This window comes from Sphingomonas sp. UV9 (genome assembly GCF_004101245.1).
Taxonomy (GTDB): Bacteria; Pseudomonadota; Alphaproteobacteria; order Sphingomonadales; family Sphingomonadaceae; genus Sphingomonas.
This window is the reverse complement of record NZ_SCIN01000003.1, coordinates 513,012-537,159: the sequence shown is the minus strand read 5'-3', so window position 1 is coordinate 537,159 and position 24,148 is coordinate 513,012. Positions and strand designations below refer to the sequence as shown.

Sequence of the window (24,148 nt, the reverse complement as noted above, 5' to 3'; positions counted from 1 at the left end):
TTTGGCTTGTCCCGTCAGAAGGTTTTGCCGCTGATCATCGCGAGATGATCGGCGATGGGACCGAGCGCGAGGCTCGGCAGGAAGGTCAGGCCACCGACGATCAGGATGATCCCGACCAGCAGGCCGACCCACAGCGCGCCCGTCGTCGGGAACGAGCCCGTGCTTTCCGGCGTGTGCTTCTTGGCGGCGAGCGACCCGGCGATGGCGAGCATCGGCACGATGATGAAGAAGCGCCCGAGCCACATCGCGACCCCCAGCAACCCGTCGTAATAGGGTGTCGCGGCGGTCAGGCCGGCGAACGCCGAACCGTTGTTCCCGACGCCGCTGGTGAAGGCGTAGAGGATCTCGGTGAACCCGTGCGGCCCCTTGTTGAGCGGCCCCGCGAGCCCGGCCGGCAATACGGCGCTGAGCGCGGTGAAGCCGAGGATGACGAGCGGCAGGATCGCGATCGCCAGCACCGCCAGCTTCACTTCTCGGGCTTCGATCTTCTTGCCGACATATTCGGGCGTGCGGCCGACCATCAGGCCTGCGACGAACACCGCGAGGATGGCGAACAGCAGGAAGCCGTAGATGCCGGCGCCGACGCCGCCGACGACGACCTCGCCGAGCTGGATGTTGAGCAGCGGGATCATGCCGCCGAGTGCTGTGAAGCTGTCGTGCATCGCGTTGACCGCGCCGCATGATGCCGCCGTCGTGACGACCGAGAACAGCGCGGACGCGGCGATCCCGAAGCGGACCTCCTTGCCTTCCATGTTCCCGCCCGCGACGCCGATCTGGTGGAGGATCGGGTTGCCCGCGGCTTCCTGCGCATAGGTCACGGTGACGCCCGCGAGGAACAGGATCAGCATCGCCGACAGGATCGCCCAGCCCTGGCGCGTGTTGCCGACCGCCTTGCCGAACGTCCAGGTCAGCCCGAAACCGATGACGAAGATCGACAGCATCTGGATGAGGTTGGTGAGCGCGCTCGGGTTCTCGAACGGATGCGCCGAGTTCGCGTTGAAGAAGCCGCCACCGTTGGTCCCGAGCATCTTGATCGCTTCCTGGCTGGCGACCGGGCCGAGCAGCAGCGACTGCTTCGCGCCCTCCAGCGTCTGGATGTCGACGACGCCCGCGAGCGTCTGCGGCACGCCGCTGGCGATGTAGACGAGCGTGAGCACGATGCAGAGCGGCAGCAGCAGGTACAGCGCGACGCGCGTCACGTCGGCCCAAAAATTGCCGATCGTCGTGGCGGACCGCCGCGCAAAGCCGCGGAAAAGCGCGAACGCCAGCGCGATGCCGGTCGCCGCCGACAGGAAATTGTGGATCGCCAGGCCGAACATTTGGGCAAAGTTCGACATGGTGGATTCGCCACCATAGCTCTGCCAGTTGGTGTTCGTCGTGAAGCTCACCGCGGTGTTGAACGCGAGGTGCGGCGCGAGGCCCGCTAGGCCCTGCGGGTTACCCGGCAACACGCCCTGAAGACGCAGCACCGCGTAGGTCAGCGCCATCAACGTCGCGTTGAAGAGCAGCATGTGCAGCGCGTAGCGACGCCAGCCCTGCTCCTGCTTCGGGTCGATACCGGCGAGCTTGTAGAAACCGGTCTCGACCGGGCCGAGCACCGCGTGGATCGGTGTGCGTCGGCCTTCGTACAGCGCGAACAGCCACAGGCCGACGGGTTTGGTCAACGCCAGCAATATGCCGACGAAGCCGAGGATCAGAATCCATCCTTCGAGTGTCATTGCGACGCGCTCCTAAAAGCGTTCGGGGCGGATCAGCACCGCCACGAGATAGAAAAGCAGCCCGAGCGCGACGATCGCGGCGAGCCAGAGGTCGAGGGTCATGATGTTTTCCTCACGGGCTCAGGCTTTGTCGCACAGGCGGACATAGGCGAGCGTCGCCGCCACCAGCCCGATCATGATCGCGATCCAGAGTAGGTCCTGCATGGCTCGGGTCCTTTCAGAACGCGGCGGTAAGGGAGGCGACGATCGTGCCGTCGGCGATCGATCCGGTGCCGTCCTGCCCATGCGAGAAGCTCGGCTGGAGATAGGCGGCGCTGCGGCGGGTGATGTCGGTGTCGACATAGCTGACGTTGAGCGTCAGGTTTCGATACGTGGCGTCCGCACCGAGCGACCAGTCCCAGTAATCGCCGGTCGGTGTCACGCTGGTCGCGTTGGGGCCAAGGCCGTCATTGCCCCAGCTATGGCCGATATGCGCCTTGGCGGTCAGCGGCGTGCCGGGAATCGCAAACGCGCCGTCGCCGGTGAGGTACAGGTTGTCGGTCTTGGCGCCGGGGTTCGTGTAGACGCCCGCGACGGCATCGGCGCCGGTGCGATACCATTTGCCGAGCGCCTGCTGCTTCGGCGCGTAGAACGCGCTCGCGGTCAGCGTCGCCGGGCCGGTCGTGCCGCTCAGCTTCACATAGGGTTCGGGATAGTCGGTCTTCGAGGCGCCGCCCGGATACATGTACCACGTCAGCCCGACGTCGAGCGTCGCGTTGTCGGCGAGCTTGTGCTTGTAGCCCGCGATCAGGTCGAGCTCCATGTTCGAGCCGCCAAACGTGCCCCAGCCCGACAGGTTCGAACCCCAGGCGCCGACATACACGCCGCTCTGGTGCGCGATCGTCAGCCCGCCCTGGATCGCGCCGTTCTTGTCCGATTGCGACACGCCGCGCAGGCGGTAGTCGGTCGCCAGCGTCACCGAACCGCTGACGGTGACGGGAGCGGGCGGCGCGGTGTCCTGCGCGAACGCGGGTGTGGCGAGGCCGGCGACCATGCCGCCCGCGATGAAAAGGCCGGCGACGAAACGAAGACTGTGCATTGCTATCCCCATGCGCGACCCTGCCGAATGGAATGGCGGGCGTATCGCGAGGACTGGCAATTAGGCGGCGTGCGCGTAGCAATTCGAGATCGATTGCCGCGCCACGCATATGTTTAGCGTAGTATTGTCGGAATTATTCGGGAGCGCGGCCCTGTTTCGCCGCCGCGCTTACAACCCCTCGCCGCCGACCCATTGCGCGTTCGACAGGCGCCGCGCGAGGTCCCAGCTCTGGACGCGGATATCGGGCACCGCGACGACTTCCCACAGGCCACCGCGGGTCATCGGGCCGATGCAGTGGATGCGGTCGTCGGGCGTGCCATCGGCCCGGATCGCGCGCGACTGCGCATCGACGTCGACACCGAGCCGCAGCGGATCGGGCCGGATCGCGCCCACCGCGATCAGATGTCGGATCAGCGGCTCCTCCGACCGCAACAGGTCGCCTTGCGGGCCGGTGCAGTTCACGATCCGCGCAGCCTGTGTGACGACCGGCTCGCTCGTGCCGCGCGGTCGCCACGTCAGCTTTGCGCCGCGTCCATCGGCTTCGGCGGAGACGATCTTGCCAGCCGCGAACGTCAATTGTCCGCTGGCGACGAGTGCCTCGACCCGCTCGGCGACACGCGGCGCGAGGCGGTGGCGGTGGACGTCCCAATAGGGCCGCAGATGCCGCAGGAACCGCCCGCGCATCTCCTGCGAGGCGGCGGCCCACAGCATTTGCGTCACCGGGCGAAGCTCGTCGACTGCGCAGCGCCACCCGGCGTCGGCCGCGCGCGCGCGGACGTGACGGACGAGGTCGGTCAGCCCGCCCTGCGGCTTGTCGGCGACACCGCGATGCGCTGGCGCGCCATCGACATGGCAGCGCGGCGACAATCCGCGGCGCGACATGGCGAGGATATGGCCCGCAAACCCCTGCGCATCCAGCAGCAACGCCGCGTCGATCGCGGTCAGCCCGGTGCCGACCAGCACGACCGTGTCGGCTGCGCCCAGTCCCTCGGCAAGGTCGGCTGCCCAGGGATCGGCGCAGTATACACCGGTCGGCAGCGCGTCGGGCTTCAGGCCCGGCGGTGTGTGCGGCGGCAGATTCCCGAGCGCGAGCACCGCGGTATCGGCGGCGATTTTCCGCCCATCGGCCATCGTGAGCGTGACACCGTCGCCGGTCACCGGCTCGATCGCACAGACCTCGCCCTCGACATGGACGAGCCTTCCGTCCGACCCCGCGATCGCCGCATCGAGCAGTTCGCGCAGATAGGCGCCGTACGTGGTGCGGGGCACGAAGGTCTTGCGGTCGCCCTTGCCACGCGCCTCCAGCCAGCGGACGAAGTGATCGGGATCGTCGGGCAGCGCGCTCATGTTGCCCGCGCGGACGTTGAGCAGATGATCCGGATGCGCCGCGCTATACGCGACCCCGCGCGCCAGCTGCCGGTCGCGCCGCTCGATCAGCGTGACGCGCGGCCCCGCGTGCCGCATCAGATTGACCGCGAACAGCGCGCCAGAGAACCCGCCGCCGACGACCACGACATGATCCTCGGGCCCTGCGATCCGCGCCAAGGTTGCTGATTGGTCCATCTATTCGCTCACCCGCTCTATCGAGTAGCCCATGCCCGATCGGAGCCGGCTAGCCCAGCCCTTGGCGACGGGCTGCTTCACCGTCCTGACGAACGTCAGGATGAAGGATTTTCAAGCCGCGCGCGCCTTCTCCGTCATGCCGGACTCGTTCCGGCATCCACGGCTCCGCGTGGGCGAAGCCGTCAAGTTTGCGGAACCGTGGACCCCGGAACGAGTCCGGGGTGACGGTGAGAGGTGTCTATCCGTCAACTTCTCCACCCCGGCGAAGGCCGGGGTGGTGCCTTACTTTGATGTCGCCCCCCTTACGGCCGGAACGCCCCGATCCCGGCGATCGCCATCTTCGGCTGGTCCGTCGCCACCCGCGTGAAGCCCAGCATCAAGTACCGCGCCTCACGCGCCTTTGCGAAGGTGATGCGCTGCGTCGCCCGCGCATAGGCGATGTTGCCGAACTCGCCCTCCTCGGCCGGCGTCCAGGTCTTGCCGTCGGCGCTCGTCTCGACGCGGTAGCGCCCCGGCGGCCCCGCATCGGGCAGCGCGTGACGCGTCGGCGTCAGGCTGAACCCGGCGACGGTCTCCGCCTTGCCCATGTCGATCATCAGCATGACCGGGCTGGTCTGCGTCGCCGCGGGCGTCGTCCAGACGGTGGCGAGATCGTCGTCGAGCACCGCCTCGGCGCCGGCCAGCGGCGGCTTCACCGCATTCGCCAGCGACATCGCCTTGGCGGGATCGAGCGACGCCGGACCGCCTTGCGTCGCCGCCGCGATCGTCCAGCCGGTCTTGGCGATGATCTTCGACCCCGTCGCCTGCGATGCCTCTACCGCGACCGGCGCAACGGCCAGGAACAGCGAAATCTCGGTGATCGCTGGGCACGCCGGCGCCTCGACGATCCGCAACCGCACGCGCCGCGCGGTGACGGGCTCGGGCAGGCGGACGATCCGCTGCGCACCGATGCACTCATGCGCCGCAACCTCGCGCCACGCCCCCTTCGCGTCTGCCACGTCGATCGCGAACTTCGTCACCCGCACGCCTAGGTCGAGCGCCTCGCGGATGCGGATCAGGTCGAAGCGACGCCCCGGCGGGAGGTCGAGCACCAGCGACGGCGTCTTCACCGCATCCGGCGTGCTCCAATAGGTCTCGCGATTGCCGTCGAGCACGTTGCCGGGCGCGAACCGTGGGCCCCGCGAAGGCCCGCTAGCCACCGCGCCCTTCGCCAGATCGGTCGCGAAGCTCGCGCGCAACGCATCCCCGAACGATTTCAGCGACGCGAGATCCGGTTCCGCGATCAGCCCGCGGCGATCGGGCGGCAGGTTGAGCATCATGTTCGTCCCGCGCCCGACCGACTCGTCGTGGAACTGCATCAGCCGCTGCGGCGACTTCACCTGCAGATCCTCGTCGGCATGATAGAACCAGCCCGGCCGGATCGACGTGTTCGTCTCCGCCGGCCACCAGAGCGGCGCACCGCGCACGCCCGAATTGCCCTCGCTCTGGACGTACGGATGGTTCGGCATCGTCGGCCAGCACGGATCGCCCGCGCGCCCATCCTCGTTCCCCACCCAGCGGATATCCGCGCCGAGCGGATCGAAGGTGCACGCCATCGGCTGCAATTTGTGCACCAGCGCGATGATCGACGGCCAGTTGTAATATTTCGGCGCATCGATCTTCCGCGCCTCGCGCGCGCCGCCATAATAGCCGTCGCCGCCGTTCGCGCCGTCGAACCACACCTCGAACAGCTCGCCGTAATTGGTGCACAGATCGGTCAGCTGCGCCCGGAAATACTCCACATAGGCAGGCGTCCCATAATCGGCGCGGTTGCGATCCCACGGCGACAGATACAGCCCATAGGAGATCCCGCCACGCCGACACGCGTCGCCCAGTTCTCGGACGATATCGCCCTTGCCGCCCTTGTACGGGCTGTTGCGGATGCAATGCTCGGTCAGCTTGGTCGGCCACAGGCAGAAGCCGTCATGATGCTTGGCGGTCAGGACCAGCCCGGTCAGCCCCGCGCTCTTGGCCGCCGCGACGATCTGGTCGGGATCGAACGCGGTCGGGTCGAACAGCTTGGGGTCCTCGTCGCCATAGCCCCATTCCTTGTCGGTCCAGGTGTTGAGCGTGAAGTGGACGAAGCCATAGCGTTCGCGCTTGTGCCACGCGAGCTGACGCACGCTCGGCGTCGCGCCCCAGGGCTTGGGCGCACCGACCGGTGCGGCGGCACTCGCCCGCCCAGCGGCAGCGGTGGCAAGCGTGCCGGCGATCAACGCACGGCGATTGAGATCGAGGGTCATCGCGAAACTCCGGGAGAAACGGGGGGCCGGTCGGCAGGCGCACGACCGAAATCACGGTTGGGTGTGTCGCCCATTTCGAACACGAGCCGCCCGCCACGCACGATATCGGCATGCGCGATCCAGCTTTTCGTCCAGGGACGGCCGTTCCACGTCACCGACTGCACATAGGGCCGATCGGCGGCATTACCGCGCGCCTCGACGACCAACGTCTTCCCCGCGCCCACCTGCATCTCGGCCCGGTCGAACAGCGGCGAGCCCAGCACGTAATTCGCGCTCACCGGATCGACCGGATACAGCCCGAGCGCACTCAGCACGAACCACGCGCTCATCTGCCCGCAATCGTCGTTGCCGATGATGCCGTCGGGATCGTCCTTGTACATCTCGGTCAGCAGCCGCCGGACCATGGCTTGCGTCTTCCACGCCGCGCCGCAGTACGCGTACATATAGGCGACGTGGTGGCTTGGCTCGTTGCCATGCGCATACTGCCCGACCAGCCCGGAAATGTCGGGCGGCGCGTCCTTGGGAAGGATCGACGGCGCGTTGAACAGCCCGTCGAGCTTGGCCTCGAACTGCGCATCGCCGCCCATCGCCGCGATCAGGCCGTACACGTCGTGCTGGTTGAGAAACGTCGCCTGCCAGCCATTGCTCTCGGTATAATCGCGCCACTTCGACGCATGGCCAAGCGCGATCGGATCATAGGGCGTGGTCCACGTCCCGTTCTCGAGCTTGGGCCGCGCGAAGCCGATGCTGGAATCGAACACGTTGCGCCAGTTACCGCTGCGCTTGCGCAACCGTGCGGCATCCGCGCTCGCGCCCGCCGCGTCCGCCAGATGCGCTGAGGCGTAATCGTCATACGCATATTCGAGCGTGCGCGAGACCGACTCGAACACCGTGTCCGCGGGCACATAACCGAGCGTGTCGTACGGCTTGATCCCCAGGCTGTTGTCCATCGTCGGCATCGCGAAATCGAACGACCGGCGCCGCACGTTCGGCCACGCCGCGGCATAGTTGGCGGGCACGCCCTTGGCGCGCGCCTCGGCCATCACCGACACCGAATGCCAGCCGATCATGCACCCCGTCTCGACGCCCTGGAGCGGCCAGACCGGCGGGCCGTACGCGCTCTGCTGCGTCTGCCGGATCAGGTCGCCGACCAGTTCGGCGGTCCGCGCCGGCTCGATCAGCGTCAGCAGCGGATGCAGCGTGCGATACGTGTCCCACATCGAATAGGTGCTGTACGCGCGGTCCTTCGTGGCACCGTCATGCACCTTGCGGTCGAGCCCGACATAACGCCCGTCGACATCCGAAAACAGCGTCGGCGCCAGTTGCGCATGATACAGCGCGCTCGCCATGATCGTGCGCTGCGCCGCCGTGCCGCCCTCGACGCGAACGGCATCGAGCGCCGGCGCCCAGCTTTTGGCCGCATCGGCACGATAGCGGTCGAAATCCCAATGCCGCGCCTCGGCCGCCAGGTTCTTGCGAGCCCCCGCGACGTCGACCGCGGAGATGCCGGTGCGGATCACGACCGGCGCGGCGCCCGCATCGTCATAATGCAGCACCGCCTTCACGCGCTTGCCCGCAACGCCCTTCGATCCCGCCGCCTGCGCTATGTCGCCATCGCCGTAGAACACGATCCGGTCGGGTTTGCGCGACAGCTGCATCGCGAAGTGGATCCGCCGCCCCTTCGCCCAGCGGAACACGCGCCGGCTGCCGGTCAGCATGCCCGCCGCATCGACGTTCAGCGACGCATCGTCGATCAGCACGCCGTTGTCGGTCTTGTCGAGCACAAGGTGCGACAGGTTGACGAGGATATGCCCCGCGCCCGCCGGGAAGACGTGGCGCTGGATCCCGGTCCGCTCGGTCGCGGTCAGCTCCGCGCGCACGCCCGATTCGAGCGTCACGCGGTAATATCCCGGCTCGGCATGCTCGGCCGAGAAGCGCTGGCGATACCCCGCATCAGGCTCAGCCAGTGTGCCCGGAATCAGCTGCACCGGCCCCCGCGTCGGCACCACCAGCACGTCGAGCATGTCGCCGATCCCGGTGCCCGACAGATGCGTGTGGCTGAACCCCATGATCGACGTGTCGGTGCGGTGATAGCCCGAGCACGCATCCCAGCGCTCGACATCGGTATCGGGGCTCAGCTGCACCATCCCGAACGGCAGCGTCGCGCCGGGATAGGTATGGCCGTGCCCGCCGGTACCGACGAACAGGTCGGGCGCCGTCGTCTTGAGCGGCGAAGCAGCGAACGATGCGCGCGCGGTGAGTGCGAGCGCGCCCGTCCCGGCGAGCAACGTGCGGCGGGTCAAGTTCATGCGCGGGCTCCCAGAAGCGCGGGGTTTTTGGCGGCGGTGTCGACGATCAGCTCGCCGAACAGCCCGTTGGCCCAGGCGAACCAGTCGCGCGTGAATTTCGCGCCGTCGTCCTGATTGAACGATTCATGCATGAACCCGGTGCCGCCATGCGTCGTCTTCAGCGCGGCGAGGCTGCGCGCGACGGTCGCGTCGTCACCCGTCTCCAGCGCGTTCAGCCCGTGCATCACGATCGCCATCGGCCAGATTTCGCGCAGGCCCGTATGCGGGCTGCCGATCCCTTCGGCCGCCTTGCCGCGGAAGAAATACGGATTGTCCATGCTCCATGCCCGCGCCGCCGTGCGCCGCCACAGCGCATCGTCGGGCTTCACCGCGCCCAGATAGGCGAGCCCCGACAGGCTCGGCACGTTGGCATCGTCCATGAAGATCGCATTGCCATAGCCATCGACCTCATACGCCCAGACCGGCTGGCCGTCGGGCCCCCGCATCGTGCCATGCTGCCGCAACGCCGCCTCGACCTCGTCTGCGAGCGACGTCGCATCCGCCGCGAGCGCCGTGTCGCGCCGCACGCGCGTCGCGAGTTCCGCCAGCTGGCGCAGCGCGCGCACCGCGAAGATGTTCGACGGGATCAGGAACGGCAGCGTGCACGCATCGTCCGACGGCCGGAATCCGCAATGGATCAGCCCGACCGGCCGCGACGGTGGGCCATAGCCGTCGAGCATCATCGTCTCGCCCGGAATCGGCGACGATCGGCGGAAGCGATACGGCCCCGGGCCGTCCTTGCGCTGCTGTTCGCGGAACGTCCGGATCGACGCGCGCGCGCCGTCTGCCCACAGCGCGTCGAACGGCGCGACGTCGCCCGTCGCCTGCCAATAGGCATGCGCGATCCACATCGGATAGCAGAGCGAATCGATCTCCCATTTCCGCTCACCGACGCCCGGCTTCATCACCGTATCGTCGTGCAGCGACCAGCTCAGATCGGTCTTCGCCGACGGGTCGTGCATGAACGCGTTGGCATAGGGGTCGATCAGGATGCACCGCGCCTGTCGCGCGATCAGCCCGCGGAACAGCGTGCGCAACGCCGGATCGCGCTTCGCCAGCGGCAGATAGGGATGGACCTGCGCCGAGCTGTCGCGCAGCCACATGCAGTCGATATCGCCGGTGATGACGAACGCGTCGGGCTTGCCGTCGACGCTCCCCATGAACACCGTCGTGTCGAGCGTGTTGGGATAGCAATTGCCGAACAGCCAGGCGAGTTCGGGATCGCCGATCTTCGCCGTGACGCGCGCGATCTCAGCCTCGACCGCGCGGCTGGTGTAGCGGCGATCGGCGAGCTTCGGGCGCTTGCTGACGAACGACGGCGCCGCAGCGCGCAGCGGTCCGGCCAGACCGAGCGTCGCGGCGCCGGCGATCAGCATGCGCCGGTCGATCATGGTGGAGTCGATCATTTCGGCAGGTCCTTCGTGCCCGTCACGGTAAAGACGGTATCGACGCCCGGCCCGTCGCCGGGCTGACCGCCACCGATATGCAGCCGGTATTCTCCCGGCACGACGCGGCGATTGCCCGCCGCATCCACGCTGCTCATCCCGCGCGGGTCGATCGTGAACTTCACGCGCGCCGTCTGCCCGGGCTTCACTGTCTCGCGCCTGAACCCGACGAGCTGACGTTGCAGCACGGGATCGTTGAAGCGCGGTTTCACCGCCGGTTCGGGCGGCACGAGATACGCCTGCACCACTTCGTCGCCGCCGACCTTGCCCGTGTTCTGCACCGGCACCTCGACCGTGAAGCTCTCGCCCGCGACAATCGTGCTGCGCAGCAATTTGGGTGCAGCATAGGCGAACTGCGTATAGCTCAGCCCGTGGCCGAAGCCCCACAGCGGCGTGCCCGTGAAGTAGCGATAGGTCCGCTCGCGCATGTTGTAATCGATGAACGCGGGCAGATCGCGCGTCTTCGCGTAGAAGGTCACCGGCAGTCGCCCGCCGGGATTGTTCGTGCCCGTCAGCGTATCGGCGATCGCCTGACCGCCCGCCTGCCCCGGATACCAGCCGACCAGGATCGCGTCGGCATGCGCCTTCGCCCAGGTCATCGCGACCGCGCTGCCGGTCATCAGCACGACCACCAGCGGCTTGCCGGTCGCCTTGGCGGCCTCGAGCAGTTTCACCTGCGCGGCGGGCAACCCGATATCGGTCCGGTCGCCACCCGAGAAGCCGGCCACCTCGATCTGCAACGCCTCGCCCTCGACCGCGGGCGACAGCCCGACGAACGCGACGATCGCATCGGCATCCTTGGCGGCCGCAACCGCTTCGGCGACCTGCGCGTCGGCCGGCGCGGTCCAGGTCAGCCGCAGCCCCTGATCCTCGCCGCTATGCGCCAGCTCGACGCGGATCGCATGACGTCCCGCGGTCAGCGTGATCGGTGCCTCGACGTTCTTCCCGCTGCCGTCATCGTCGGCGACCAACTTGCCATCGATCCACAACCGCGAGGGATCATGCCCCTTGCAGTCGAAGCAGCGCGGCACGTCGAGCCGGAACACATAGTCACCCGACGCCGGCGCGGTGACCGTGCCGGTCCAGCGCACCGAGAATGCGGTCGGATCGATGCCCGGCGCAGGCGCGGTGCGATCCCAGTCGAAATCGATCGTCCGGTCGGCGCGCACGACCGGCGTCCCCGCGAAATCGCTCCCCCGGAAATATTCAGCCCGCAGCGACAGCGCGGTGTCGGGCACCGGCACGGGCACGCCCTCGGCGATGCTCGACCCTTGGGCATAGCGCACGCCGCCGAACGCCGTCCGCAGCGCGGCCAGCGGCGTCACCGGCGCGGCGGCGGTGCCGTGATAATTCGCCTCCAGCACGTCGATGCTGTCCGCATTCGGCCCGATCACCGCGATTCTGGCAGACGGTTTCAGCGGCAGCACGCCGTTGTTCTGGACCAGCACCATCGCCTTGCGCGCCGCCTCCAGCGCCAGCGCGCGGTGCGCGGGCGTGTCGAATTCGGTCGGCTTGATCCTGTCCCACGGGCTCGTCGCGCCGAACGCGCCGCCCAGCATCCGCCGCACCGCAAACGTCCGCGTCAAACTCGTGTCGAGCGTCGCTTCGGGCACCAGCCCCCGCCGCACCGCATCGCCGAGCGCCGCGTAGGTCCGCCCACAATTGAAATCCATCCCCGCCGAGATGGCCGCCGCGGAGCCGCTTGCCGCATCGGGCCGGTAATAATGATAGTTGGAGATATTCCCGACCGCGTCGCAGTCCGACACGATCAGCCCCTTGAAGCCCCAGTCCTTGCGCACCGTCTGGTTGAGCAAAGGCTCCGAAGCACACACGGGAACCCCGTGGATCGCATTATACGCGCACATCGTCGACAGCGCTTTGCCCTCGGTCAGCGCCATCCGGAACGCCGGCAGGTACGTCGCCTCCCGGTCGTGCGGCGAAATGTCGACATCGAACCCGTCCCGTCCCGCCTCGGGCCCGCTATGCGCCGCCAGATGCTTCGGCGTGGCAATGACCTTGGGATGCGCCAGATCCGGCCCCTGCAACCCGCCGATGAACGCGATGCCCAATCGCCCCGTCAGATACGGGTCTTCGCCATAGGTCTCCTGCCCGCGCCCCCAGCGCGGATCGCGGAAGATGTTGATGTTGGGCGACCAGATCGTCAGCCCCTGATAGCGTTCGCGATCCCCCACCGGCAGCGCGTTGGACTTAGCCCGCGCCTCGGTCGAAACGACATCGCCGACGCGCCGGAGCAGCGCCTCATCCCACGTCGCGGCCAGCCCGATCGCCTGCGGAAACACCGTCGCCACGCCGTTGCGCGCGAGCCCGTGCAGCCCCTCGTTCCAGTAATCATAGGCGGGCAACTGCAACCGCGGGATCGCCGGCGCGACGCTCTGCAACTGCGCCGCCTTCTCGTCGAGCGTCATGCTGCGCACCGCCGGATCGACCGTCTGCGCGAGCGCGGACGACGCGAGCAGCAGGCCGATCGGGGCAAGCGCGAACCGCATCACGACTTCACCGCCGCAACGCCCGCCAGTGTGCGGACCGTCAGCGCACGCCGCAGCGCCGCCTCGGACACCTTCGACGCAATCGTCACCCTGATACTCTCCCCCGGCAGCAGATCGAACGCGTTGTCCGACGGCGTCGCCTCGACCTTGCCGAAGTCGAGCCACACCGCGCGCGCCAGCTTGCTCGCGGTCAGCGTCAGGCGATTGCCCTCCCATGTCGCGGTGAGCCCCGGATCGGGCAATGTCATCGCCTTGGGCGCCGCCGACACGAGCGTGCGCGACACGACGCGATTATCCACGACCAACTCGGCCACTGCGATCGTCCGCGCCGGATCGCCGCCCGCGAACAGCGTCGCATCGGGCAGCGTCGCGACCGGGGTCGAAGACAAGGGCGCCACCGTCGCCGGCGTCTCGGTCTTCGCCAGCACCTTCCCGTCGACGTCGAGCGTCCGCACCCGCCATACCGCCTGCGTCGGCGTCGTCGCGTCGGAGATCAGGCTGACCTTCGTCGATCCGTCCTTGCGCTCCGCCGCGATCGCCAGCGGCGCGTAGAAATGCCGCGCCCGGAATTGCAGCGCCTTCCAGCGGCCGTAATAATCGATGCTCGACCACGACGCGCCCGGCCAGACGTCATTGATCTGCCAGAACAGCGACCCCATCGTCACCGGCCGGCACGCGCGGTGATGCAGCGCGGCGATCTCGATCCCCTCGGCCTGCATCACCTGGCTCAGATACACGAAGTCGGCGAAGTCGCGCGGCTCGCGGTATTTTTCGCGGATGTAGAACAGCAGCCGGTCGTTGCCTTCGCCCTTCAAGAACTTCTGGTGCGCCTTCATCACCGGCGAGGTGGGCGAGAAGTCCGCATCGGTCGCAAACGTCCGGATCGTCTTCATCTCGGGCATCGACTGCAGGCCGTATTCGGACATGAACCGCGGACAGCTGTCGAGATACGCCTCGACCGGTTTCTTGCCGCCCCACACGTCCCAGTAATGCCGGTCGCCATCGCCATCGATGTCGGGCTTGTCCTCGTAATTGCTGCTCGGCGAGCCCGGCCAATAGACCGCATCCGGATCGCGCCGCTCGGCGGCGTCGCGCAGCACGCGGTCGAAGATCACCGCCATGCCGACGCCGATCCGCTCCTGCTCGTCCGCCCCGACCGTCTTCTTGTACGCGATCCGGTCCGACCAGTTCGCCCAGCCGCTGAGCACTTCGTTGTTACCCGCCCACATCACGATCGAGGGGTGCGCCTGGAGCCGGTCGACCTGCTCCTCCGCCTCGATCCTGACGGTCTCGCGGAACTCGCGGTCGGGCGGCGTGACCGAGCCGCCGAACATGAAGTCCTGCCACACCATCAGCCCCATCTGGTCGGCAATGTCGTAGAACGCGTCGTCGAGATAATAGCCGCCACCCCACACGCGGATCATGTTCATGTTCGCGTCGCGCGCGCCGGCCATCACCGTGCGGATCTGGCTCTCGGGAACGCGCGCCGGAAACATGTCGAACGGGATCAGGTTCGCCCCCTTGGCGAACACCGGAATACCGTTGACGACGAACGCGAACCCACGCCCCTGCGCATCCTTCTCACGGCGCAGTTCGACGGTGCGCAGGCCGGTGCGGCGCTGTGCGGTGTCGATCGTCGCGCTACCGTCGGTCAGCGTCGCCTTCACCGTGTAAAGCGGCTGCGCACCATAGCCCGCGGGGAACCAGCGCTGCGGATTGGCGATGCTCACGGGCACCGCAACATGGCTCGCGCCTGCCGCAACGGTGACGGTCCGCGCCGCCTGCGACACCTGACCGTCGGGCCCGGTGACCGCGACCTGCACCGTGACCGGACGCTCCGCGCCCGCGACCACGTCGAGTTCGGCCGACAGCCGCGCCTCGGTCCTGGTCAGCGCCTCCTGCGTCACGCGAAACGCCTCGATCCGCGCGTCGTCCCACGCCTCGATCCGCGCGGGCCGCCAGATCCCCTGCGCGACGATCCGGGGGCCCCAGTCCCAGCCATAATGATATTTCGGCTTGCGGATATAGGGCGAGGTCTGCTTGCCCATCGGCTCGTCGCCGAACACCGAATCATATTCGCCGGGCAGCGGGTTCTTCGCCTTCAGCACCATCGGCTGCAACGTCCGGATCGGTGAACGGAAGGTCACGAGCAGCGCGTTCGCACCGGGCTTCAGCACCGCCTTGACCGGCACGCGCCAGCGGCGGTGCGCATTGTCCGCGGCGAGCAGCTTCGTCCCGTTCAACCGCACCTCGGCAAACGTATCCAGCCCGTCGAACACCAGGTCGATATGGTCGCGCGCAAGCTGCTCGGGCGTCATGCGCAAGGTCGTGCGATACTGCCAGTCGGTCAGCCCGACCCACTGGATCTTCGCCTCGTTCAGGCCCTTGTACGGATCCGGCACGATCTTCGCCGCCATCAGGTCGGTCTGCGCACTGCCCGGCACGGTCGCGCGTAACCAGCGTGCCGCCTTCGGATGCGCGTTGGCCGCAGCCGTGTCGGCCGGATCGATCCGCATCGACCAGCCGCTGTCGAGCACGACGCTGGTCCGCGGTGCGGCCCAGGCGGGGGTGGCGGCGCTCGCGAGCAGGAGAAGTACAGTCCAACGCATCAGTTCGTCTCCGTCAGCTGCATCGATTCCACCGCGTAGATCGGTGATTCGAGCGACTGGGTAAATTGCAGGCAAAGGTCGGCGTCACCCTTCCCCTCGGGAAGTTTGCCGCGGAACGTCATGCGGTTGGGGCTGGTCGCCGGATCGGGCAGCGGGAAGGTCGCCGCGATCGTCCCCTTGCAGCCGCCCGCGCGCACGACGAGTTCGCCGTAGGTCGTCACCGCATAATGCGGCACCAGCTTGGCCGCGTCGTGCGCCAGCCCGTAATGCCGGGCGAGCCGCGCGACATCGACGCTGAATCCGCGCGCCACGTCGAGCGGCGCGGCCGGATACATCGTGCACGAGTCGAAGATGTTGATGTTGTACACCGGCGCCAGCGCGGTCGCCTCCGCAGTCAGCGGCACGCGCAGGTTGAGCGAGCCGCCCGGGCACGCCACCATCTCCGAATTCGACCGGCGCAACAGCGCGGCACGGCTCGTCTCGAACAGCCGCGGCGTGGCGGTCGGGCGCCCGTCGCTGGTGAAGGCGGCGGCGCGGACGACGACGCCCGGCTTCAGCGACAGCGGCGACGCATAGGCCTTCGATCGCGCGGTCGGCGCCTTGCCGTCGAGCGTGTAGCGGATCGTGCCGTACCCCGCCTGCGTCGCCAGCGTGACCGGCACCTTGCGTGTCCGCAACGCATCGCCGCGCGTGCCCCGCACCACGAAGTCGACCGCGAACGCGCTGTCCGCCGCCGCGATCCCGGCCCGCGTATACCGCCCCATCTGAGGCTCCAGCCGCGCGACGAAGCTTGCATAGTCCTGCGTGGTTTTCGGCGACCATGTACGCTCGGCCAGCGCCGACAGTCGCGGGAACGTCGCGTGCTGCAACTGTTCGGGCGTCACGAAATACTCGCTGAACGCATTGATCTGCGCGCCCATCACATGCTGCGCCTTGTCGGGTGCGAGGCCCTTCGGCTCGGGATCGTATTTATAGAGATCGGCGAGCGTCACGATCGCATCGCCGCCCGAGATCCGGCCCGCCGGCTCGTCGCTACGCGTGCTCTGCAAGCTGTCGAGATACAGCGTGGGCGCGGGACTGAGCACCACGTCATGGCCTTGATTGGCGGCCTCGACCGCGCCCTTCTCGCCGCGCCACGACATCACCGACGCGGACGGCGGCAACCCGCCCTCCAGAATCTCGTCCCAGCCGATCAGCCGGCGCCCGTGCGTCGCCAGATACTCGCCGAGCTGGTCGATCATCCAGCTCTGCATCTGCATCTCGGTCTTCAGCCCGAGCGTCTTCATCTTGGCCTGCACCGCGGGCGAGCGTTCCCACTGGTCCTTCACCGCCTCGTCCCCGCCGAGATGGATGAACTGCGACGGAAACACCGCCATCAATTCGTCGAGCACATGCTTGATGAAGGTCATGCTGCGATCCTCCGGGCTGAACAGCCACGGGTTCACGCCCCAGTCGTGGCTGACCGCAGGACGATCGCCGAGCACGCCGACCTCCGCCGGATAGGACGCGACCGCCGCCTGCGCATGGCCCGGCAGGTCGATCTCGGGGACCACCGTGATCGCGCGGTCCTTCGCATAGGCGACCAGCGCCTTCAGCTCGGCCTGCGTGTAGAAGCCACCGACCCTGGGCCCCGGCGCGCCACCGCTCGACGGCGGCGTGCGCCAGGCGCCGATCCGCGTAAGATCGGGATAGCGCTTGATCTCCATCCGCCAGCCCTGATCGTCGGTCAGATGCAGATGCAGCACGTTCATTTTCTGCGCGGCGAGCTGATCGACCATCGCGTACAGCGTCGCCATCGGCACGAAATGCCGCGCCGGATCGATCATCAGCCCGCGCCACTTGAAGCGCGGCGCGTCGCGGATCGTCATCGCCGCCAGCACGACCGGCTTGCCGAACGCCGCGTCGGGGCTGAGCAACTGCGCCAGCGTCATCGCGCCGTGGACGAGCCCCGCATCGCCGCTCGCCGCGATCGTCACGCCGTTCGTGTCGACGCTCAGCGTGTAGGCCTCGTCACCCACAACGCTCGGATCGCGCACGAAGCGGATCGGGCCGGTGCCGGCATCAGTAGCAAGCGACAGCCCGCGGACGACCTTGACCTGCTGCACCAGCAACCGCGCCGCGGTCTTCGCGCCCGCATCGCCGGCGACAATGCCCGCGCCGTCACCGATCGTCAGCGCTCCCGCCCGCATCTCGATCGAGGCCGGCGCAGGAATCAATGGGGCAATCAGCTTCGGCCCCTCGGCCAGCGCCGCGGTGGAGGACATCAGCAGTGCGAGCACCAAAGGGCGGAAACGGATCATGAAGGAGCCTTCGGCAATTGCGCAGGGTCTGGCGGATACGCGGCCGACCCCGCCTTGAACGGTTCATAGTCGCGGACGACGCCGCCCGCGCGCGCGCCCTCCGCGGTCAGGATATCGACCGTCACCGTGACGGGCGACAGACGACCGGGCCACGACGCGGAAACCTTAGCGGTGCCACCCGGCGCGATGACCGGCAGTGCCGCCTCACCCTCGCCTAGCAGCACGCGGTCGCCGCCCATCGCGCGCCAGTGCAGCCGCGCACCGATCAGCGGATAGGACGGCAACGCATCCTTCGCGGCGCCCATGACGGTCGCGGTGAACCCGGTCGGCGTCTCCCCCGCCATCGTCAGGTCGACGGTCGCCGACACCGCGCGATTGGCCGCCTCCCACGCGAAATAGCTCGGGCGACGCTGGCGATCGGCATCGACCAGCCCGTGATCGACATAGCCGTCCGCCAGCCCCGCGAAGAGGTTCTTGTTCGAGCGGTAATCCGAATAGCTCCAGAAAATCGCGCCGCCGACCCAGGGCCGCGTCGCGAACGCCGCGAGCTGATCCTTAAGGTTCTCGGTGCGCGCCACATCGGCACTGGCGCTGTCCTTCGAGAACGGCCCCGGCCAGCCGAACTCCGATATCACCAGCATCCGGTCCGGATACGCCTTGCCGAACGCATCGAGCCACGGACCGACGCCAGACGCCGCGCCGCTCCAAGTGCCGAAATAGGCGTTGGCCATCACGAAGTCGGCCTCGACCAGCGCGGGCACGCGGACCGGCCGGATCGCGATCTCGGAGTCCGCGAAGGTCACGAAACGGCCGGGATCGATCGCGTTGATATGCGCCTTCATCGCCTTGACGAACGCCAGCCCCTGCGGCGTCGCGGCCTCGCTCTCGTTCATGATGCTCCAGGCAAGCACGCTCGGATGGTTGCCGCTCTCGGCGATCATCTCGGCCATCATCGCCTTGGCGCGGACCAGCAGCCGCGGGTCGCCCAATTGCGCCGCGGTCATCTGCCAGATCGGGATTTCGGGGATCAGCAACATGCCGGCGCGGTCGGCGGCGTCGAACACGCTTTGCGGCTGCGGATAATGCACCGGCCGCGTCAGCGTGACGTGCAGCGCGTTCAGGTCGCGCATGTCGTGCAGGATCGTACCGCGCGTTTCGGCGGCGCCTTCCCACGGCGAATCCTCATGCCGCGTCACCCCGGTCAGCCGCACCGCGACGTCGTTGACGTACAGCCGCCGATCGCGGATCGCGAGCGTGCGCAGGCCGACGGTATCTTCCCGCCGATCGAGTAGCACGCCGCGCTCGTCGCGCAGTTCGGCGACGATCCGGTACAGCTTCCCCGCACCGATCTGCCACCGCTCCGGCTTGGTGATCGTCAGCGCGGCATCGGGCGTCGCAGCCGAAGACGCCGCAACCGCCAGATCCTTGGACGCCCGCGCAACCTCACGCCCGTCCGGATCGATCGCGACTGTCGTAAGCGAATAGCGATGCGCCTTGGTATCGATATTCTCGATCGCGACACCGCTCGTGACGGTCGCGCTATCGGCGCGCAAAACCTGGCGAATGCGCTGGCGCCGGATCAGCCCGCCCTCGGCGATCCGCAGCGACACGTCGCGCGTGATCCCGCCGCTATGCCACCAATCGTACCAGACGTTCCCCGAACCCTGGAGACGCATCGCATAACCCGGAATCGTCGCGAAGCCCGGCCGATCGTCGGCAGACACGACGATCCGGTTCGCGCCCGGCTTCAACACCTTCGAAACGTCGAGATCGAACGCGGTATGCCCGCCCTCGTGGCTGCCGACGAGCGTCCCGTTCACCCACACCCGCGCGGCATAGAATACCGCGTCGAAATGCAGTTCGAGATGCTTGTCGACGATCGCCTCGGGCACAACCAGCGTCCGCGCATACCAGCCGACGCCCTCGGCACCCGCACCGCGCGACAGCGGCCAGCTATGCGGGACAACGACGCTTTCGGCCCCCGCCGGATCGGCTTTCAGCCATGCCGGATCCAACACTGCCGGGTCGGCCGGCGCATCCTTCGCCAACCAGAAACTCCACCCCGCATCGAGGTCGGTTTGTTCCGCCGCGGCGGGCATCGGCACCAATAGCGGCACCAGCATCAGGACGGCCGAGGCGAACCCGACACTCCAGTGCCCGATCCGCTGCAACCCTGTCCTGATCCGTCCCGATATCATGCGTGGCAGTGTGCTTCCGTCAAAAGGGGGAGTCTAAAGAAGGGGGCGCGCCGATCCCGACGCGCCCCATATTACATCCTGAACGATACCGACGCGACGAACGTACGGCCGTTCTTGTAGAACGCCGTCGGCCGATCGCGCGAGCCGCTATACTGGGTATAGGTCGAGTCGAGCAGGTTCTGCGCATTGACCGTCAGCGTGACCGCCTTGGTCAGGTTGAAGCCGGCCGAGAAATCGAGCTGGCTGTACGGCGCGACCATGTCGATCGAGTTCAGGCGGCCGATCGCGCGGAAATACGACGACCGGTAGTTATAGCTCAGTCGCGCCTGGAACGGCCCGTTCTCGTAATACGGGATCACGTTGACGGTGTGCTTCGACAGATAGGGCAGGTTCAGCCCCTCGTCGGTCGAGCTCTCGGCGTAGGAGTAGTTCGCCTGCAGGCCGAAGCCGTGCCAGATCTCGCCCTGTGCCGAGACCAGCGCACCGTTGACGTTCGCGTTGCCGCCGTTGAGCGGCTGCGACACGAGATAGGACGCATTGCTCTGCGTCAGTTCGTTGAAGAACGTCTGGCGGCTCAGCCCGTTGAGGATGTAGTCCTTCACCTCGCGACGGAACAGTTCGAGCGACAACAGCGTCCCTTGGCGCGGATAATATTCCGCCGACAATTCGTAGTTGGTCGACTGATACGGCTTCAGGTTCGGATTGCCGCCGCTCGCATCCAGCGTGATGTCGTTGCGACCGACCGACCCGCCAAGCTGCTCATAACGCGGACGAGCGATCACCTTGGCGACGCTGCCGCGGAAGATCAGCTGCGTGCCCGCTTCATAGGCGACGTTCAGGCTCGGCAGGAACTTCAGATAGTCGTTCTCGGCCCGCTGCGGCACGATCGTCGGCAGGCTGCCGTCGGTGCCGGAGACCTGGTTGGCATAGTTCGACACGTTCTTGGTGTAGACCAGACGACCGCCGATGTTGCCGCGGAAGCCGCTCTGGTCGAAGTTCAGCTGGACGTAGTTCGCCGCGACCGTCTCGTCGACGATGTACGACGCGGTCGGCTTGGCGACGGCGACGTTCACCGAATTGGCGAGGATGTCGATCACGGTCTGCTGCGACAGGTTGATGTACTGGGTCGCGTTGCCGGTACCGCCGGTGCCATCGAACGTGCCGTTCGGCGTCGTCATCGTATCGACGCCGAGGCTCGCCAGCGTGTAGTTCGAGGTCGAGTAGTTGTTGAAGCCGCTCGCGTTCAGGCGGTTGCGGTGATCGGTGAACTTGCCGCCGATGCGGATGTCCTTGAACGGCCCCGCCTCGAACGGAATGACCGCGTCATAGCCGGCGTAATAATCGCGATCGATCGTCTTGGAGAAATCGATGCCGCCCGCGCGTGCCGCGTTCAGCTGCGTGCCGTTGACGATCACCGGCGCACCGTCGATTGTCTGGAGCTGCGGGCTGTTGCTGCGGCGATAATTGGCGGGGTTGGTCAGGTCGCCGACATAGTCGACGTTCGCGCTGTCCGAGGTAAAGCCGTAGCTGTACGGAAGGTCGGTCCGCACATCGAGCAGATATTCGGGATTGCGCCCACCGATCGCCTTGCTCCAGCCGGCCGTCGCCGACACGCTCGCGCCGCCCGGACCTTCCCATTCGCCGACGAAGTTGAGGTTGTCGGTGGTCAGCTTGGTCTTGCGGATCAGCAGATCGAGCTGTGCGCTCTGGCTGTTCGCCGAGGCCGCACCGAAGCTCGCATTGGTGACGACGCCGTTCGCGAGCGTCGCCGACTGGAGAACGTCGCCGCTCCACGCGCCGGGGATGACGTACATCGACTGGCTGGAGTTGTTGTAGTTGCCGTCGATATGCAGGCCGTTGAGCGTCAGCGTGATGTCGTCGGTCGGCTTGGCCTGGACCGTGCCGACATAGCTGATGCGCTTACGCTGCTGCGTGAAATACGCGTAGTTGATGCCGAACGGCGATACCGCGTTGGCGAGATCCTGGCGCGTGCCGCCGGTGATCGTCGCATTCGGATTCTTCAGGACGGGCTGCCCGCCCGCGTCGAGGACCAGCGCGTTGTTCGTATCCTTCTGGAAGAAGCGGTCGCCGGCATTCTCGAAACCGAAGAATTCCACGCCGGCGCGGGTCAGGTTCTGCTTGTCGTAGGTGACGGCGCCGAGCACGCCGAACGTGCCGCCCTCGTTGTGCCAGCTGTACAGGCCCGACGCGCGGACGTTACCCTTGTCGGCACGGTCGTTATACGAATAGCCGCCCGACGCGAAGATCGAGTTGGCCGGCGTGTCGAGCGGACGGCGCGTGCGGACGATGACCGTGCCGCCGATGCTGCCTTCTTCGATACGTGGCTCGGGCGACTTGTAGACCTCGAGGCGCTCGACGAGTTCGGGCGCGAGCAGCGAATAGTTGAAGGTACGGCTGGTCGGGTCGTTGTCGTTGCCGCCCCAGTCGGCCGAGGCGACCGCGTGGCCGTCGAGCAGCATGCGGTTCAGCGCAGGGTCGGTACCGTGGATCGCGACCTTCTCGCCCTCGCCGAAGCGACGATCGATGCTGACGCCGGGAACGTGCGACAGGGATTCGGCGACGTTGCGGTCAGGGAACTTGCCGATCGCCTCGGCGCTGATGACGTCGACGATCGCGTTGGCCTGACGCTTCACCGCGATCGCGCTGCGCAGGCTGCCGCGGATACCGGTGACGACGATGTCCGCGCCGGTTTCGTCGGCGACGGGCGCGTCGGGGGTGACGGTCTGCGGCGCTGCGGCGGCCTCAGCCGCTGGCGCGGCGACGGGATCCGCCGCTGGCGCGGTCGCGACCTGCGCGAACGCACTCGGCGTCGCGGCGACGAGGACGACTGCGCTCGAAGCCAACAAAATCTGCTTACGGAAAATCATTGTCAAAGCCCCTTCCCTTAGACGCCGCAGCGCCACCCCGACGCACGCCGCGCCCCTTTGATCACCCGCCGCTTGGTACTGTTTTGGTTATTATGTGAGCAGCTTGGCAGGACAACCGTATAACCAATTTGATTGAGGAATCCATCGGAAATTACAATTTGGTTACCAATCCGATGCGCGCGCGACCCGTTGCTTTTCTCGTTATTTTAGAATGCCTTACGGAATTATCGCGCCGAAAAAGGCACCCCGGTGGCATTCTGTCGCCCCGGACCACTAATACCATTTCTTGCCGACCCTTGCGCTTTTGGGGATTGAAGCACGTGATTCGATCGGCCAAACGTAATATTATTGCTGTTCGCTGAAGGCCGCCTGATGACCCTCGAAATCTGTGTCGACGATATCGCGGGGCTGGATGCGGCCGTCGCGGGCGGCGGCGACCGGATCGAGCTGTGTGCCGCCCTGGCGCTCGGCGGTCTGACCCCTTCGCCTTCGCTGATCGCGGCCGCGACGGCCATCCCGATCCCCGTCCATCTGCTCGCCAGACCCCGCGAAGGTGGCTTCCACTATACCGCGCGCGAGGCGGCGATGATCGCGGCCGACATGACCGCCGCCAGCGACGCAGGGCTTGCGGGCGTCGTGATCGGCGCGAGTCGGGCGGATCATACGCTCGATCTCGATCTCCTCGCGGCGCTCGTCACGCATGCCCGTACATTGGGTACGGCGCGCGGCGCACCGCTATCGCTGACGCTGCACCGCGCGATCGACCTGTGCGACGACATGCCTGCAGCACTCGACGCTGCGATTGCGCTTGGTTTCGATCGCGTCCTGACGTCCGGGGGCGAACCGAAGGCGATCGATGGTCTTGCGATGCTGACCGCGCTGCATCGTCGCGCCGCGGGCCGCATCGGCATTCTCGCCGGCAGCGGCGTCGACGCGGGCAACGTCGCGGAAATCCTCGCGACGGGCATCGGCGAGGTGCACGCATCCTGCGGCAGTCTCGTCGCTTCCGAAGGCGAGGACGGCGCGTCGGAAACGGCCGCGCGCGAACGCCGGTTCGGCTTTGCAGCGGCCGGGCGTCGCCATACCGACGTCACCCGCGTACGAAATCTCAAGGCCGTACTTCGCAACACAGTCGGTCAAGTCACTTGAACAATACCAATACATAACGTATCCAAGATCGGTTGCCGGGCCATTCTCGTTTCGAGGCCCGCT

General features: G+C 67.2%; 13 protein-coding genes. 1 reads left to right on the top strand and 12 read right to left on the bottom strand.

Annotated features, from left to right (window positions below; all coding sequences use genetic code 11):
- Positions 1-14 precede the first annotated feature (14 nt).
- From kdpA to EQZ23_RS14710, 12 genes are all read right to left on the bottom strand, one after another.
- Positions 15-1,718 carry a potassium-transporting ATPase subunit KdpA gene (gene kdpA, locus EQZ23_RS14765; protein ID WP_128455182.1) on the bottom strand — a complete coding sequence of 568 codons (1,704 nt, stop codon included), beginning with the start codon at positions 1,716-1,718 and terminating at the stop codon, positions 15-17.
- A 12-nt stretch (positions 1,719-1,730) separates the two neighbouring features.
- Positions 1,731-1,820, bottom strand: a complete 90-nt coding sequence (gene kdpF, locus EQZ23_RS14760) for a K(+)-transporting ATPase subunit F (protein WP_055875324.1) — start codon at positions 1,818-1,820, stop codon at positions 1,731-1,733.
- A 115-nt stretch (positions 1,821-1,935) separates the two neighbouring features.
- Entirely contained in the window at positions 1,936-2,751 is an 816-nt protein-coding gene (locus EQZ23_RS14755; RefSeq protein WP_128455609.1) for a TorF family putative porin, read from the bottom strand.
- Positions 2,752-2,964: 213 nt separating this feature from the next.
- Positions 2,965-4,359 carry an FAD/NAD(P)-binding protein gene (locus EQZ23_RS14750; RefSeq protein WP_128455181.1) on the bottom strand — a complete coding sequence of 465 codons (1,395 nt, stop codon included), beginning with the start codon at positions 4,357-4,359 and terminating at the stop codon, positions 2,965-2,967.
- A 302-nt stretch (positions 4,360-4,661) separates the two neighbouring features.
- Positions 4,662-6,641 carry an alpha-L-fucosidase gene (locus EQZ23_RS14745; RefSeq protein ID WP_128455180.1) on the bottom strand — a complete coding sequence of 660 codons (1,980 nt, stop codon included), beginning with the start codon at positions 6,639-6,641 and terminating at the stop codon, positions 4,662-4,664.
- Complete coding sequence (locus EQZ23_RS14740) at positions 6,638-8,950, bottom strand: GH92 family glycosyl hydrolase (RefSeq protein ID WP_128455179.1); 2,313 nt, start codon at positions 8,948-8,950, stop codon at positions 6,638-6,640. The genes EQZ23_RS14745 and EQZ23_RS14740 overlap by 4 nt, the downstream gene beginning before the upstream one ends.
- Positions 8,947-10,365 carry a glycoside hydrolase family 125 protein gene (locus tag EQZ23_RS14735; RefSeq protein WP_240663642.1) on the bottom strand — a complete coding sequence of 473 codons (1,419 nt, stop codon included), beginning with the start codon at positions 10,363-10,365 and terminating at the stop codon, positions 8,947-8,949. The genes EQZ23_RS14740 and EQZ23_RS14735 overlap by 4 nt, the downstream gene beginning before the upstream one ends.
- Before the next feature lie 26 nt (positions 10,366-10,391).
- Positions 10,392-12,941: a glycoside hydrolase family 3 C-terminal domain-containing protein gene (locus EQZ23_RS14730; RefSeq protein WP_128455178.1), complete on the bottom strand. Its 2,550-nt coding sequence runs from the start codon at positions 12,939-12,941 to the stop codon at positions 10,392-10,394.
- The gene (locus EQZ23_RS14725) at positions 12,941-15,550 is read right to left on the bottom strand and encodes a glycoside hydrolase family 2 protein (RefSeq protein ID WP_128455177.1); all 2,610 of its coding nucleotides are present in this window, start codon (positions 15,548-15,550) and stop codon (positions 12,941-12,943) included. Before EQZ23_RS14725 ends, EQZ23_RS14730 begins: the two co-directional genes overlap by 1 nt.
- Positions 15,550-17,850, bottom strand: coding sequence for a family 20 glycosylhydrolase (locus EQZ23_RS14720; RefSeq protein ID WP_128455176.1), 2,301 nt, complete (start codon positions 17,848-17,850; stop codon positions 15,550-15,552). Before EQZ23_RS14720 ends, EQZ23_RS14725 begins: the two co-directional genes overlap by 1 nt.
- Positions 17,847-20,048: a glycoside hydrolase family 2 TIM barrel-domain containing protein gene (locus EQZ23_RS14715; RefSeq protein ID WP_128455175.1), complete on the bottom strand. Its 2,202-nt coding sequence runs from the start codon at positions 20,046-20,048 to the stop codon at positions 17,847-17,849. Before EQZ23_RS14715 ends, EQZ23_RS14720 begins: the two co-directional genes overlap by 4 nt.
- A gap of 71 nt (positions 20,049-20,119) precedes the next feature.
- Positions 20,120-22,936, bottom strand: coding sequence for a TonB-dependent receptor (locus tag EQZ23_RS14710; protein ID WP_128455174.1), 2,817 nt, complete (start codon positions 22,934-22,936; stop codon positions 20,120-20,122).
- 372 nt (positions 22,937-23,308) lie between these two features.
- Between EQZ23_RS14710 and EQZ23_RS14705 the strand changes: the two genes are divergently transcribed.
- Complete coding sequence (locus EQZ23_RS14705; protein WP_128455173.1) at positions 23,309-24,085, top strand: copper homeostasis protein CutC; 777 nt, start codon at positions 23,309-23,311, stop codon at positions 24,083-24,085.
- The last annotated feature ends 63 nt before the right edge of the window (positions 24,086-24,148 follow it).

Coding starts and splice junctions, on each gene's coding strand:
- kdpA (WP_128455182.1), bottom strand. CDS start 1,718: ATGACACTCGAAGGATGGATTCTGATCCTCGGCTTCGTCGGCATATTG.
- kdpF (WP_055875324.1), bottom strand. CDS start 1,820: ATGACCCTCGACCTCTGGCTCGCCGCGATCGTCGCGCTCGGGCTGCTT.
- EQZ23_RS14755 (WP_128455609.1), bottom strand. CDS start 2,751: ATGGTCGCCGGCCTCGCCACACCCGCGTTCGCGCAGGACACCGCGCCG.
- EQZ23_RS14750 (WP_128455181.1), bottom strand. CDS start 4,359: ATGGACCAATCAGCAACCTTGGCGCGGATCGCAGGGCCCGAGGATCAT.
- EQZ23_RS14745 (WP_128455180.1), bottom strand. CDS start 6,641: ATGACCCTCGATCTCAATCGCCGTGCGTTGATCGCCGGCACGCTTGCC.
- EQZ23_RS14740 (WP_128455179.1), bottom strand. CDS start 8,950: ATGAACTTGACCCGCCGCACGTTGCTCGCCGGGACGGGCGCGCTCGCA.
- EQZ23_RS14735 (WP_240663642.1), bottom strand. CDS start 10,365: ATGCTGATCGCCGGCGCCGCGACGCTCGGTCTGGCCGGACCGCTGCGC.
- EQZ23_RS14730 (WP_128455178.1), bottom strand. CDS start 12,941: ATGCGGTTCGCGCTTGCCCCGATCGGCCTGCTGCTCGCGTCGTCCGCG.
- EQZ23_RS14725 (WP_128455177.1), bottom strand. CDS start 15,550: ATGCGTTGGACTGTACTTCTCCTGCTCGCGAGCGCCGCCACCCCCGCC.
- EQZ23_RS14720 (WP_128455176.1), bottom strand. CDS start 17,850: ATGATCCGTTTCCGCCCTTTGGTGCTCGCACTGCTGATGTCCTCCACC.
- EQZ23_RS14715 (WP_128455175.1), bottom strand. CDS start 20,048: ATGATATCGGGACGGATCAGGACAGGGTTGCAGCGGATCGGGCACTGG.
- EQZ23_RS14710 (WP_128455174.1), bottom strand. CDS start 22,936: ATGATTTTCCGTAAGCAGATTTTGTTGGCTTCGAGCGCAGTCGTCCTC.
- EQZ23_RS14705 (WP_128455173.1), top strand. CDS start 23,309: ATGACCCTCGAAATCTGTGTCGACGATATCGCGGGGCTGGATGCGGCC.